This window comes from Paenibacillus sp. FSL R10-2782, from assembly GCF_038592985.1.
GTDB classification, from domain to species: Bacteria; Bacillota; Bacilli; order Paenibacillales; family Paenibacillaceae; genus Paenibacillus; species Paenibacillus terrae_C.
In genome coordinates this window covers 4,821,845-4,836,469 of sequence record NZ_CP151951.1, presented here as the reverse complement: position 1 = coordinate 4,836,469, position 14,625 = coordinate 4,821,845, and the positions used below count along the sequence as shown (strand labels likewise).

Annotated in this window: 6 protein-coding genes, 1 tRNA gene and 2 rRNA genes; all 9 read left to right on the top strand. The window is 48.8% G+C overall.

Annotated elements, in window-relative coordinates; translation table 11 throughout:
* Positions 1–47 precede the first annotated feature (47 nt).
* The 9 genes from NST83_RS22315 (at position 48) to NST83_RS22275 (ending at position 14,477) form a co-directional block, all read left to right on the top strand.
* Complete coding sequence (locus tag NST83_RS22315) at positions 48–1,007, top strand: glycosyltransferase family 2 protein (protein ID WP_342415689.1); 960 nt, start codon at positions 48–50, stop codon at positions 1,005–1,007.
* Positions 1,008–1,494: 487 nt separating this feature from the next.
* Positions 1,495–2,403, top strand: a complete 909-nt coding sequence (locus tag NST83_RS22310) for a glycosyltransferase family 2 protein (RefSeq protein ID WP_137060448.1) — start codon at positions 1,495–1,497, stop codon at positions 2,401–2,403.
* On the top strand, positions 2,400–3,800 hold the full coding sequence (locus NST83_RS22305; protein ID WP_342415688.1) for an undecaprenyl-phosphate glucose phosphotransferase: 1,401 nt from the start codon (positions 2,400–2,402) through the stop codon (positions 3,798–3,800). Before NST83_RS22310 ends, NST83_RS22305 begins: the two co-directional genes overlap by 4 nt.
* Positions 3,801–3,984: 184 nt before the next feature.
* On the top strand, positions 3,985–4,695 hold the full coding sequence (locus NST83_RS22300) for a heptaprenylglyceryl phosphate synthase (RefSeq protein ID WP_342418021.1): 711 nt from the start codon (positions 3,985–3,987) through the stop codon (positions 4,693–4,695).
* Between the two features lie 41 nt (positions 4,696–4,736).
* Positions 4,737–7,061: a DNA helicase PcrA gene (gene pcrA / locus NST83_RS22295; protein WP_342415687.1), complete on the top strand. Its 2,325-nt coding sequence runs from the start codon at positions 4,737–4,739 to the stop codon at positions 7,059–7,061.
* Positions 7,062–7,149: 88 nt separating this feature from the next.
* On the top strand, positions 7,150–9,165 hold the full coding sequence (gene ligA, locus NST83_RS22290; RefSeq protein WP_342415686.1) for an NAD-dependent DNA ligase LigA: 2,016 nt from the start codon (positions 7,150–7,152) through the stop codon (positions 9,163–9,165).
* A gap of 394 nt (positions 9,166–9,559) precedes the next feature.
* A 16S ribosomal RNA gene (locus tag NST83_RS22285) occupies positions 9,560–11,117 on the top strand.
* A gap of 98 nt (positions 11,118–11,215) precedes the next feature.
* A tRNA-Ala gene (locus NST83_RS22280) sits at positions 11,216–11,291 on the top strand.
* Positions 11,292–11,547: 256 nt separating this feature from the next.
* A 23S ribosomal RNA gene (locus NST83_RS22275) occupies positions 11,548–14,477 on the top strand.
* Together the 16S and 23S rRNA genes with 1 tRNA gene alongside form the textbook arrangement of a ribosomal RNA operon.
* The last annotated feature ends 148 nt before the right edge of the window (positions 14,478–14,625 follow it).

Below are 14,625 nucleotides of genomic sequence, written 5' to 3'. Positions count from 1 at the left end.
TTTGGAGTAAATACGCCAAAATCCTATAAACGAGGAACTTGTAATCTATGACTAAATCCGTAAGTGTTCATATTGTAACGTATAACAGTGAAAAAGATATCAAAGAGTGTTTAAAGGCTGTCAGCAAGCAAAGCCACCCTCTGCAAGCGGTGGTTATCATAGATAATCAATCCAGGGACCAGACGGGGGAACAAGTTAAAGAATTAGCTGATTTGTTTGGTTCAAAACTCAAGTATATCTCCAATGTCCAAAATGTCGGTTTTGCTCCTGGCCATAATCAAGCAATAGCATTAAACGATACTGACTATGTGCTTGTACTTAACCCAGACGTTACTATAGAACCTGATTACATTGAGCGCCTGGTTGCAGTGATGGAGCATAATCAGCACATAGGCAGCGCTACAGGTCAATTGCTGCGTAAAGCGAACCGGGAGATGATCGATAGCACGGGTATTGTTATGAATTCAGCTAGAAGAGCCTTTGATCGGGGAGCAGGAGAGTCTTCAGTTCGGTGGCCTGAGTCAGGAAAAGTATTTGGTGTTTCTGGTGCAGCAGCCATGTATTCACGGAGAATGATTAACGACATTGCTCTAAATGGTGAGTTTTATGATGGAAGCTTTTTTGCATACAAAGAAGATGTGGATGTCGCTTGGCGAGCAGCCTTGCTTGGCTGGGAGGCATATTATGATGCTGGGGCCATAGCCTACCATGAACGTGGCTGGAAGGAAACAAGCCGAACATCCCAACCGTTGTTTGTACGAAGGCTCTCATATATTAATCGATATAAAATGATGTATAAAAACGATACTCTCTCTGAATGGATGAAAAATATTATTTCTCTCCTATCGTATGAGATAGCAAGTAATCTGTACTTTCTTTTAAGAGAGCCAAAAGTGTTTGGAGCTTGGAAGGCCTTTTTCAAAGAACTGCCCGAGCTTCGAGAAAAAAGAAGACAACTTAGAAAGAAGATTGCCCTTCGTCATCATCAAAATAAATCAAAAGCTTAATAAAATATTGAATTCAACAAAACATCATCGAATACATGTTCCTTTATGGAAAAATATAGTATAATTGAAGGGTGCAACCGATATAGGCTGACAAGGGCGGTCGGCTAACTCTCCCGAGGAGGGGGGTGAAGCCTGTGACAGTGTTTGAGGCGCTCAGTTTAATGCTGACGTTCGGGGCGTTGATCGTCACACTGTTAGAGTTTAACAAACGAAAATAGACCGCCCCCGAAAGGAAGGGTCTATTTTCGGCCTGATGTTCCAAAACCGTCCGCTCTTGGAGCGTTGGTTGCGCAGGGGCTGGCTGGCACCAGCCCTTTTTCCATGTATATCTTACCACGATGATTTTTATACCTCAAGAATTTTGCAAAATCCTGCTAACGGTGTAAGGCTACAGGTTATGTGCTTTTTTGCGCCCCGTTACCTGTGGGGTATGCTATAATAGTCGATAGTAGAACAGATTACTGAATTTGTCAGGAGCGTTTTAAATATGGATGTAAGCATACTGGTCGTCAACTATAATACATGCCGTTTGACGCTGGATTGTTTGCAGTCGGTGTATGCGTCAGAGACGCAATATCGATATGAAGTGATTGTTATCGACAATCACTCCAATGATGGGTCTGTGGAAGCCATTCGTGCTGCATATCCGGAGATTACGTTGATTGCCAATGAGGATAACACAGGTTTTGCCAAGGCAAACAATCAGGGCATCGAGGTAGCGGGCGGGCGTTACGTATTGTTGTTGAATTCCGATACGCTGGTGCAGCCGGACACGCTGGATACGATGATTCGGTTCATGGATACGCATCCGGAGATGGGAGCATCGGGCTGCAAGGTTATTTTGCCAGATGGTTCGCTGGATAAGGCTTGTAAGCGTGGGTTTCCTACGCCTTCTGCATCCTTTTACTACGCCTTCGGCTGGTCGAAGCGTTACCCGGATAACCCGAAGTACAATCAATACCAGCTCGGGCATTTAAGCCCGGATGATGAGTATCCAGTGGATGTGCTGGTGGGTGCTTTTATGCTGGTGCGTCGGGAGACGATTGAACAGGTCGGCGGCTTGGACGAAACCTTTTTCATGTATGGTGAGGACATTGACTGGTGTTACCGGATTAAGCAAGCAGGGTGGGGCATTTACTACTACCCGCGCACATATATTATTCATATCAAAGGGGGCAGCGCTCGCCGTCGTCCTTTGAAAATTATTTACGAGTTTCATAGAGCCATGTGGGTCTTCCACCGCAAGCATTATAAACAGCAGTATAGCTGGATCACGAACATGGCTGTCTATGCGGGAATTACGGTGAAATTCGGAATGGCCTTTTTGAAAAACAAGCTCACTGCACCGGCCAAGCCGGACAGTGGCGAACAATCTCGTACTGAGGTGAAAGCATGATACGCAGAAATCAACGTTTTTTAACCCAATTGTATATTGTGGCGGATTTCGCGGTCATTCAGTTATCCTTTCTGATCGCCTGGTTCTTCAAATTTGAAAGTGAATGGATTGCCTATCAAGAGCCGCTTCCTATTCAAGTATATGGAGGCTGGAGCTTAATCTACGGTCTGATTGCCGTGGTGCTGGGGATGTTATTCTCTCTTTATTCACCCAAACGCAAAAAACGGTTTGCAGACGACGTATTTCGCGTCACCCAGATTCATATTGTTGGTCTGTTCGTGCTGTTGAGTGTCATGTTTTTTGTGAAGCAAATCGACATTTCGCGGTCCTATCTGGCGATCTATATGATTGGGAACGTACTGCTTATTTTGTTTTATCGATATGTTCTGAAACAGGTACTGAAAGCTCTCCGCCAAAAAGGGTACAATAAGCAATTCATGCTCATTCTCGGGGCGGGTACTCTGGGCCAACGCTTTTATCATAATCTTGGACAGTATCCTGATCTGGGATATGAAGTGGTGGGTTTTCTCGATGATAAACGCCACTGGGATGAAGAGGAAGAAGCGAATTTTCGTCCAATTCTTGGCGGTTTGGACCAGCTAGAAGCTACGCTGTCACGTATGATGATTGACGAGGTCATTTTGGCTCTTCCGCTGGATGCGCATGATAAGTACCCCAAGATTATCAATATGTGTGAAAAGGCTGGAGTACGCACGCTCATTATCCCTGACTTTTTCGACTATCTGCCAGCTCGACCGTATTTTGATAACTTTGCAGGTATGCCAATGATTAATGTACGGGATATTCCGCTGGATGTGGCGGGGAACCGATTGTTTAAGCGTTCGTTCGATATTCTGTTCTCATTGTTCGCTATTATTCTAACTTCCCCGGTTATGCTGGCAGTGGCGATTGGCGTGATGACGACATCGAGAGGCCCGGTCATTTTTAAACAGGAGCGGGTGGGCTTGAATCGGCGTACCTTTATGATGTACAAATTCCGCTCAATGAAGGTACTGCCACCCGGGACTGACGATACAGGCTGGACGACGGCCAATGACCCTCGGCGTACTCGCTTTGGCACCTTTATTCGTAAAACGAGTCTCGACGAGCTGCCGCAATTTTTTAATGTGCTACTAGGAGATATGAGCGTCGTGGGGCCTCGCCCGGAGCGCCCGTATTACGTGGATCAGTTCCGCGAGGAGATTCCAAAATATATGGTGAAGCACCATGTTCGTCCTGGTATTACAGGCTGGGCACAGAGCAACGGGCTTCGCGGTGACACGTCCATTGAGGAACGGATTAAACATGATATTTTCTATATTGAGAATTGGTCGCTCTTATTCGATATTAAAATTATTTTCCGCACCATCCGTAACGGCTTCAAGAATGCGTATTAATTCAGGATTCACCCTTCGGTTCAGCCGGAGGGTGTTTTTGTGTCTGGAAGTTGTTTTGAGTGAGAACGGAGTGTTCCCATCGAATACGAACATTGACACCTTTTAAGCACTGTCATAGACTTAGCATAGAACGCTTTTGGATATTGGAATCTGGCTAGACCGGTTCGTGGCAAAAGCACAATGGATGCTGGAGGAATGTGTGTTGGCAGATTCGATTCAATTATGGAGGCATGTATTTAAGCTGGACCCTGACAAGGAACTGGACGATGAGGGGCTGGATGCCGTGTGTATGTCTGGTACGGATGCCATAATGGTAGGAGGCTCGTCGGGCGTTACTTATGAAAATACGGTGGATTTGCTGTCGCGGGTTCGGCGTTATGAGGTGCCGTGTGTACTTGAAGTGTCCGATCTGGAAGCTGTGGTGCCTGGGTTTGATCTGTATATGATTCCAATGGTGCTTAATACCACGGACAGTAATTGGATCGTAGGACAGCACCAGCGTGCGATTAAGCAGTTTGGTTATATGATCCCTTGGGATTTACTTGTGACAGAAGGATATATAGTTTTGAATGGTGATTCTACGGTGGCCAAGCTTACCGGAGCGGATGCATCACTCGATGCTTCGTCTGCCGCTTCATATGCACAGGTTGCTGACAAGCTCATGCATCTGCCGATTGTATATGTGGAGTATAGCGGTGCCTTTGGAGATATGGAACTGGTACAAAAAATACACCGCAGTACAGAGCGCGCCCGTGTCCTATATGGAGGGGGTATCGTGGATAAATCTACCGCGTTACAAGCGGCTGCCGTTTGTGACACCATTGTAGTAGGGAATATCATTTATCGTGACTTGGCGAAAGCGCTGGAAACGGTAGCTGTGAAATTGGAAGTATAGAACTTGATTTTATGGAAGTTTGCAGAAAGGAGCATGCACGCATGCAATCAATAGATATACACGAGGCTGTAGCCCGCCTCAATCCGCCTCAGCGTCAGGCAGTGGAAGCGACAGACGGACCACTGCTGATTATGGCTGGCGCGGGTAGCGGCAAGACCCGGGTGCTCACGCACCGGATTGCCTACCTCATCGCGACCCGCAAGACGGCTCCATGGGGCATTTTGGCAATTACCTTTACGAACAAGGCCGCGCGTGAAATGCAGGATCGCGTATCCAAGCTGATTGGCCCGCAGGGGAGAGATGTGTGGGTATCCACCTTTCACTCCATGTGTGTGCGTATTTTGCGCCGAGATATCGAGCGGATTGGATTTACCTCCAATTTCAGCATTCTCGATTCTACAGATCAGTTGTCTGTCATTCGGAGCTGCATGAAGGATCTGAACATAGACACCAAAAAGTTCGAGCCCAAAGCGGTTCAGTCCATGATGAGCACAGCTAAAAATGAACTGGTCACTCCTGAAATGTATGAGCGCAAGATTGGAGACTATTTTGAGGGAATTGTGGCGAAGGTATACACCAAATACCAACAACGTCTCAAAAACAACAACTCTCTGGATTTTGATGATCTGATTATGGCAACCATTCAACTATTTAAAGAAGTACCTGAAGTGCTGGACTTCTATCAGAAGAAATTTCAATACATTCATGTCGATGAATATCAGGATACGAACCGTGCACAGTATATGCTGTGTAAAATGTTGGCTGACAAGCATCACCGGATTTGCGTAGTAGGTGACAGTGATCAGTCCATCTATCGTTGGCGCGGGGCGGATATTAGCAACATTTTGAACTTTGAAGAGGACTACCCGGAAGCACGTACCATTTTGCTGGAGCAAAACTATCGGTCAACCTCGAATATTCTGAATGCTGCCAATGAAGTGATTGGACTAAATACAGGCCGCAAGCCGAAGAAGCTATGGACCGACAAAGAAGGCGGGTCCAAGATTAAAGTTTACCGGGCTGACTCGGAGCATGATGAGGGCTATTTTATCGCCTCGGAAATTCATAAAAATATCAATGCAGGCAAAACCTATAGCCATCATGCTATTTTGTATCGTACCAATGCTCAGTCACGGGTTGTCGAGGAAATTTTGATCAAATCAGATATTCCATACCAGATCGTTGGCGGCATCAAGTTCTATGATCGCAAAGAGATTAAGGACTTACTGGCGTATCTTCGTCTGCTCTCCAATCCTGATGACGATATCAGCTTGATCCGAATCATTAATGTGCCAAAACGGAGTATCGGGGATACAACGGTCGGTAAATTGCAGGCAGCCGCAGCGGAGCGTGGAGTTTCTATTTTCCGTGTGTTGCAGGTGGTAGACGATTTGGGCTTTGCCGGACGTACACGTAATGCGCTTGTCGAGTTTTACGACATGATCGAAGGCTTGAGTCGGATGGTGGATTATCTGTCGGTTACCGAGTTAACGGAAAAAATGCTAGAAACCAGCCAATATCGATTGGAACTGCAAAATGAGAATACGCTCGAATCACGCTCACGTTTGGAGAATATTGATGAGTTCCTGTCGGTAACGATGGAATTTGAAAAAGGAGCGGAGGACAAGTCACTCGTCTCCTTCCTGACCGATCTTGCTCTTATCGCGGATATAGATTCCATGAATGACGATGAAGAGGAACAAAGCGATGCGGTTGTATTGATGACCATGCATAGCGCAAAAGGACTGGAGTTTCCGATTGTATTTATTGTCGGTATGGAGGAGGGAGTATTCCCTCACAGTCGGGCCTTTTTGGATAATGAAGAGCTGGAAGAAGAGCGCAGATTGGCGTATGTTGGGATTACCCGTGCAGAGGAGCAACTGTTCCTTACATGCGCACAGATGCGCACGCTGTTTGGCCGTACCACCGCTAATCCGCCTTCCCGCTTTCTTGAAGAGATTCCGGAAGAGCTCAAAGAGGATACAATTATCAAACGTGACCGCTATCGCCGCTCAGGCAATGTAGGCGGCTCTTATGGCGGACGTGGACTGGGTAATACCAACGGTAGTAACTTTGGCGGAGAACGTTCCTTTGATACGATGAGCCGCAGTGGCTCGTCCGCTTCTGCGTCGCCCCGCGTAACAGTAACGACATCTTCATCCGCGAAACCAACTCCGGCTACTTCGGCAGGAGGCCCCTCCATTTTTGTTGCCGGAGACAAGGTACAGCATGGCAAGTGGGGAATTGGGACCATTGTAGCTGTAAAAGGTACAGGCAATGATATGGAGCTTCAGATCGCTTTCCCGGCTCCGGTAGGAGTTAAACGCCTGCTGGCTGGCTTTGCACCTATTACAAAAGTAGAATAAATCTCAAACATCATTAAATCTCGAACCTCACAGCGGCAGCTTGGTTTAGGCCTCTGCCCTGATGAAGTTCCCGGAGGGATACGCCTGCATGAACCCAATGCACAGGATGGAGCAGCTTGTTGCTGAACTGAACACATATAACTATCATTACTACACACTGGATGAGCCCAAGATCAGCGACAAAGAATATGATGTGCTTTATGACGAACTGGTAACGCTTGAACAGACGAGCGGTCTTGTGCTGCCGGATTCGCCGACACAGCGTGTAGGCGGGGAGTTACTCAAAGGCTTCACACCGCATCGCCACCTCGCCCCATTATGGAGCTTGGATAAAGCACAGAATGTGGAGCAGCTGCGTGCCTGGAACGCGCGTGTCGTGAAGCTGGTCAACGATTACAACACCAAGAACCCAGAGCAGCCTTTACCGCCTCCGGGATATGCGATAGAGTTTAAATTTGATGGACTGACGCTGAACCTGACTTATACCGACGGGAAGCTGGTACAGGCTTCTACACGCGGCAATGGCGTGGTGGGCGAGGGAATACTGGCACAGGTGAAGACCATTAAATCTGTGCCGCTTACGATTCCTTTTCAGGATGGGACCATTGAAGTACAGGGAGAAGGCATTATGAATCTGTCTGTGCTGGCGAAATATAATGAGACCGCTGTGGACCCTCTTAAAAATGCACGCAATGCCGCAGCTGGCGCTCTGCGTAATTTGAATCCCAAAGCGACAGCAGAGCGGCGGCTGAATGCATTCTTCTACAATGTGGGGTACGCGGACCGCATCCAGTTTAGTAGCCACCAGGAGATGATGACGTTCCTGCGTGACAATCATTTTAAGGTGAATCCGTATCTGACTTACTTTGACGATTTTGATGATGCTATGGAACAACTGACTGATATCGAAGAGTCTCGTGCCGGACTGGATTATCTCATTGACGGGGCGGTACTCAAAATTACGGATATGCGCACACGTGAGGTTCTTGGCTATACCGATAAATTTCCGCGCTGGGCAGTGGCATATAAGTTCGAGGCGGAGGAAACGACCACGGTGCTTAACGCTGTTGAGTGGAATGTAGGTCGTACGGGTAAAATTACTCCACTGGCAAGGGTAGAACCGGTAGAGCTGGCGGGAGTCACCGTACAAAATTGTACACTAAACAATGCTGGGGATATCGAGCGGAAAAATCTGAAGTTCGCTTTGGGTGCTCGTGTATTTATCCGCCGTTCGAATGATGTCATCCCGGAAATTTTGGGAAAAGTTACGTCTGAGGACGACGGAGAGGAAATTATCGTACCGGATCATTGTCCAGCCTGTGGATTCCCATTGCAGCAGCGAGGGGCTCATTTATTCTGCGATAATAAGCTGGGGTGCAAGCCGCAGATTGTGGCTCGTATTTCCCATTTTGCGTCACGTGATGCCATGGATATTGAAACCTTCAGCGACAAAACAGCAATCCAACTGCATGACGAATTGGAAGTGCGCGAGCCTGCGGATCTGTATAAACTCCAATTTGATGATCTTGTGAAGCTGGAGCGATTTGGTGAGAAAAAAGCCAATAACCTTTTGGCAGCGCTTGAGAAGAGTAAAGAAAGGGATTTGGCATCATTCCTTTATGCCCTCGGTATACCAAATACAGGTAAAGCGACGACGCGCATGTTGGCTGACCATTACCGTGATTTGCACAAGGTCATGTCCGCTACAGTGGAGGAATTGATAGAATTGCCGGATGTAGGCGGGATTGTAGCTGAAAGTATTGTTGCCTTCTTTGCTGATCCATTTACCCAAGCAGGGATTGAAAAGATGTTATCCCTAGGGGTGAAGGCTCAGGCTCCCGAAGCTCCAGAGGAGAAGAAGACAGACAGCTTTTTCAGTGGCAAAACGGTTGTGCTTACAGGTACCTTGCATCAGCTTACGCGTGATGAAGCTGCTTTCAAGCTGGAGGCACTCGGAGCCCATGTGACCGGGTCTGTATCGAAAAAGACGGATCTAGTCATAGCTGGTGAAAAGGCGGGCAGTAAACTAGCCAAGGCCCAACAGCTCGGAATTGATACCATAGAAGATGAGGATGAATTCATCAGACTGCTGGAGCAAGAATAATTCGTTTGCAAGAGTACAGCCATTCCGCTCTATTGCGGGGTGGCTGTTTTGTTATCTACTGTATAGATAGGAGGTATAATAGCTACGGAAAAAGAAATTAAAAAAATGCTTGCTAAATAACTTTAGGCATGTTACATTATTAGACGTTGCTTTGAGAATAACATTTCTCGAAGCTGAGGATGCTAAAAAGAAAATCAAAAAAAGATTTGACAAGAAAGCAACCGACATGATATGATCTAATTCCTGACTCGTTGAAGAAACGAGGACAGACAAGTTCTTTGAAAACTGAACAAATGGATGATGAAAATAAAGATTTCTTCTTTATATTAAAGAAGAATCGCTAGCATTAAAAATGAGCGAATCGCTCTTTCTATAAACCAGCTTCGGTTGGTCTTTAATGGAGAGTTTGATCCTGGCTCAGGACGAACGCTGGCGGCGTGCCTAATACATGCAAGTCGAGCGGGGTTATTTTAGAAGCTTGCTTTTAAAATAACCTAGCGGCGGACGGGTGAGTAACACGTAGGCAACCTGCCCCTCAGACTGGGATAACTACCGGAAACGGTAGCTAATACCGGATACATCCTTTCCCTGCATGGGGAGAGGAGGAAAGACGGAGCAATCTGTCACTGATGGATGGGCCTGCGGCGCATTAGCTAGTTGGTGGGGTAAAGGCCTACCAAGGCGACGATGCGTAGCCGACCTGAGAGGGTGATCGGCCACACTGGGACTGAGACACGGCCCAGACTCCTACGGGAGGCAGCAGTAGGGAATCTTCCGCAATGGGCGAAAGCCTGACGGAGCAACGCCGCGTGAGTGATGAAGGTTTTCGGATCGTAAAGCTCTGTTGCCAGGGAAGAACGTCTTGTAGAGTAACTGCTACAAGAGTGACGGTACCTGAGAAGAAAGCCCCGGCTAACTACGTGCCAGCAGCCGCGGTAATACGTAGGGGGCAAGCGTTGTCCGGAATTATTGGGCGTAAAGCGCGCGCAGGCGGCTCTTTAAGTCTGGTGTTTAATCCCGAGGCTCAACTTCGGGTCGCACTGGAAACTGGGGAGCTTGAGTGCAGAAGAGGAGAGTGGAATTCCACGTGTAGCGGTGAAATGCGTAGATATGTGGAGGAACACCAGTGGCGAAGGCGACTCTCTGGGCTGTAACTGACGCTGAGGCGCGAAAGCGTGGGGAGCAAACAGGATTAGATACCCTGGTAGTCCACGCCGTAAACGATGAATGCTAGGTGTTAGGGGTTTCGATACCCTTGGTGCCGAAGTTAACACATTAAGCATTCCGCCTGGGGAGTACGGTCGCAAGACTGAAACTCAAAGGAATTGACGGGGACCCGCACAAGCAGTGGAGTATGTGGTTTAATTCGAAGCAACGCGAAGAACCTTACCAGGTCTTGACATCCCCCTGACCGGTCTAGAGATAGACCTTTCCTTCGGGACAGGGGAGACAGGTGGTGCATGGTTGTCGTCAGCTCGTGTCGTGAGATGTTGGGTTAAGTCCCGCAACGAGCGCAACCCTTATGCTTAGTTGCCAGCAGGTCAAGCTGGGCACTCTAAGCAGACTGCCGGTGACAAACCGGAGGAAGGTGGGGATGACGTCAAATCATCATGCCCCTTATGACCTGGGCTACACACGTACTACAATGGCCGGTACAACGGGAAGCGAAAGAGCGATCTGGAGCGAATCCTAGAAAAGCCGGTCTCAGTTCGGATTGCAGGCTGCAACTCGCCTGCATGAAGTCGGAATTGCTAGTAATCGCGGATCAGCATGCCGCGGTGAATACGTTCCCGGGTCTTGTACACACCGCCCGTCACACCACGAGAGTTTACAACACCCGAAGTCGGTGGGGTAACCCGCAAGGGAGCCAGCCGCCGAAGGTGGGGTAGATGATTGGGGTGAAGTCGTAACAAGGTAGCCGTATCGGAAGGTGCGGCTGGATCACCTCCTTTCTATGGAGAATCGTTTCCTGCAACGGAAACATTCAAATATGAAGCGTAAGCTTCAAAACATCATCATTCCATTTGTTCAGTTTTGATGGAACTTGTGAGGGGCCATAGCTCAGCTGGGAGAGCGCCTGCCTTGCAAGCAGGAGGTCAGCGGTTCGATCCCGCTTGGCTCCACCAATTACAACTTCATCAAAAAAACTGGATGATGATCATCCACTCTTCGGAGTTGGATCGATATTCACACAGGATACAGTTTCATCGAAACTGTCTTGCACCTTGAAAACTGGATACCGAAACGAAATTGCGTTTTAGAATATTCCTTTACGCTGATCTTGTGTAAACAAGTGAAATAAAGGTAGCTGCCTTGAATTTCATTCACACATTCGTGTGGAACCGAAATTCAAAGCAAATCGCATTTACGAAGTAAATGCTAGGTTAAGCTACAAAGAGCACACGGAGGATGCCTAGGCGCCAGGAGCCGACGAAGGACGTGGCGAACAACGATAAAGCCTCGGGGAGCTGTAAGCAAGCTTTGATCCGGGGATGTCCGAATGGGGAAACCCGGCTGTCTTCATCGACAGTCACTTTCTGCTGAATACATAGGCAGAACAGAGGCATACCAGGGGAACTGAAACATCTAAGTACCCTGAGGAAGAGAAAACAATAGTGATTCCGTCAGTAGCGGCGAGCGAACGCGGATTAGCCCAAACCAAGGAGCTTGCTCCTTGGGGTTGTGGGACGTCTCACATGGAGTTACAAAGGAACCGGTTAGATGAAGAGGTCTGGAAAGGCCCGCCAGAGAAGGTAAAAGCCCTGTAGTTCAAAACCTGTTCCCTCCGAGACGGATCCCGAGTAGTGCGGGGCACGTGAAACCCCGTATGAATCCGGCAGGACCATCTGCCAAGGCTAAATACTCCCTGGCGACCGATAGTGAAGCAGTACCGTGAGGGAAAGGTGAAAAGCACCCCGGAAGGGGAGTGAAATAGATCCTGAAACCGTGTGCTTACAAGAAGTCAGAGCCCGATCTATGGGTGATGGCGTGCCTTTTGTAGAATGAACCGGCGAGTTACGTTCCCGTGCAAGGTTAAGGTGAAAAACTGTAGCCGTAGCGAAAGCGAGTCTGAATAGGGCGACTTGAGTACGTGGACGTAGACCCGAAACCGGGTGATCTACCCCTGTCCAGGGTGAAGGTGCGGTAACACGCACTGGAGGCCCGAACCCACGCATGTTGAAAAATGCGGGGATGAGGTGGGGGTAGCGGAGAAATTCCAATCGAACCCGGAGATAGCTGGTTCTCCCCGAAATAGCTTTAGGGCTAGCCTCGGAATAAGAGTCGTGGAGGTAGAGCACTGATTGGGTGCGGGGCCCGCAAGGGTTACCAAGCTCAGTCAAACTCCGAATGCCATAGACTTGGTTCCGGGAGTCAGACAGTGAGTGCTAAGATCCATTGTCGAAAGGGAAACAGCCCAGACCATCAGCTAAGGTCCCCAAGTGTGTGTTAAGTGGGAAAGGATGTGGAGTTGCACAGACAACCAGGATGTTGGCTTAGAAGCAGCCACCATTGAAAGAGTGCGTAATAGCTCACTGGTCGAGTGACTCTGCGCCGAAAATGTAACGGGGCTAAACACGCCACCGAAGCTATGGCTTGATACTTAGGTATCAGGGGTAGGGGAGCGTTGAATGCGGGTTGAAGGTGTACCGTAAGGAGCGCTGGACTGCATTCAAGTGAGAATGCCGGTATGAGTAACGAAAAGATCTGTGAGAATCAGATCCGCCGAAAGCCTAAGGGTTCCTGAGGAAGGTTCGTCCGCTCAGGGTAAGTCGGGACCTAAGGCGAGGCCGAAAGGCGTAGTCGAAGGACAACAGGTCGAAATTCCTGTACCACCGTAATCCGTTATGAGCGATGGGGTGACGCAGTAGGGTAGTGACGCGGACTGATGGATGTCCGTCTAAGCAGTGAGGCTGGTGTGTAGGCAAATCCGCACATCGTAAGGCTGGGCTGTGATGGGGAGCGAAAATTGTAGTAGCGAAGGTCATGATCTCAGACTGCCAAGAAAAGCCTCTAGCCAGGAGAAGGTGCCCGTACCGCAAACCGACACAGGTAGGCGAGAAGAGAATTCTAAGGCGCGCGGAAGAACTCTCGTTAAGGAACTCGGCAAAATGACCCCGTAACTTCGGGAGAAGGGGTGCCTCGGTAGGGTGAATAGCCCGAGGGGGCCGCAGTGAAAAGGCCCAAGCGACTGTTTAGCAAAAACACAGGTCTGTGCGAAGCCGCAAGGCGAAGTATACGGGCTGACGCCTGCCCGGTGCTGGAAGGTTAAGGGGAGTGGTAAGTCCTTTTAGGGCGAAGCTATGAACCGAAGCCCCAGTAAACGGCGGCCGTAACTATAACGGTCCTAAGGTAGCGAAATTCCTTGTCAGGTAAATTCTGACCCGCACGAATGGCGTAACGACTTGGGCGCTGTCTCAACGAGAGATCCGGTGAAATTTTAATACCTGTGAAGATGCAGGTTACCCGCGACAAGACGGAAAGACCCCATGGAGCTTTACTGCAGCTTGATATTGAATTTGGGTACGATCTGTACAGGATAGGTGGGAGCCTGAGAGACTTGAGCGCCAGCTTGAGAGGAGGCATCCTTGGGATACCACCCTGATCGTATCTAGGTTCTAACTTGGTACCGTGATCCGGTGCGAGGACAGTGTCAGGTGGGCAGTTTGACTGGGGCGGTCGCCTCCTAAAGAGTAACGGAGGCGCCCCAAGGTTCCCTCAGAATGGTTGGAAATCATTCGAAGAGTGCAAAGGCAGAAGGGAGCTTGACTGCGAGACCTACAAGTCGAGCAGGGACGAAAGTCGGGCTTAGTGATCCGGTGGTACCGCATGGAAGGGCCATCGCTCAACGGATAAAAGCTACCCTGGGGATAACAGGCTTATCTCCCCCAAGAGTCCACATCGACGGGGAGGTTTGGCACCTCGATGTCGGCTCATCGCATCCTGGGGCTGAAGTAGGTCCCAAGGGTTGGGCTGTTCGCCCATTAAAGCGGTACGCGAGCTGGGTTCAGAACGTCGTGAGACAGTTCGGTCCCTATCTGTCGTGGGCGTAGGAAATTTGAGAGGAGCTGTCCTTAGTACGAGAGGACCGGGATGGACGTACCGCTGGTGTACCAGTTGTTCCGCCAGGAGCACCGCTGGGTAGCTATGTACGGAAGGGATAAGCGCTGAAAGCATCTAAGCGTGAAGCCCCCCTCAAGATGAGATTTCCCAGTATGTAAGACCCCTTGAAGACGACGAGGTAGATAGGTTGGGGGTGGAAGTGCAGTAATGCATGGAGCTGACCAATACTAATCGGTCGAGGGCTTATCCTAAAGTATAGAACGCAATGGAGTTTCGGATTCAGTTTTCAGGGTGTAATACCTTGAAGGTATGTAGAAGATACATACGAATACGTTGGATTTCTATACACGCAGTAGCGTGGTACCAGAAATCTGCACGGAAGAATTTACGATGTAAATT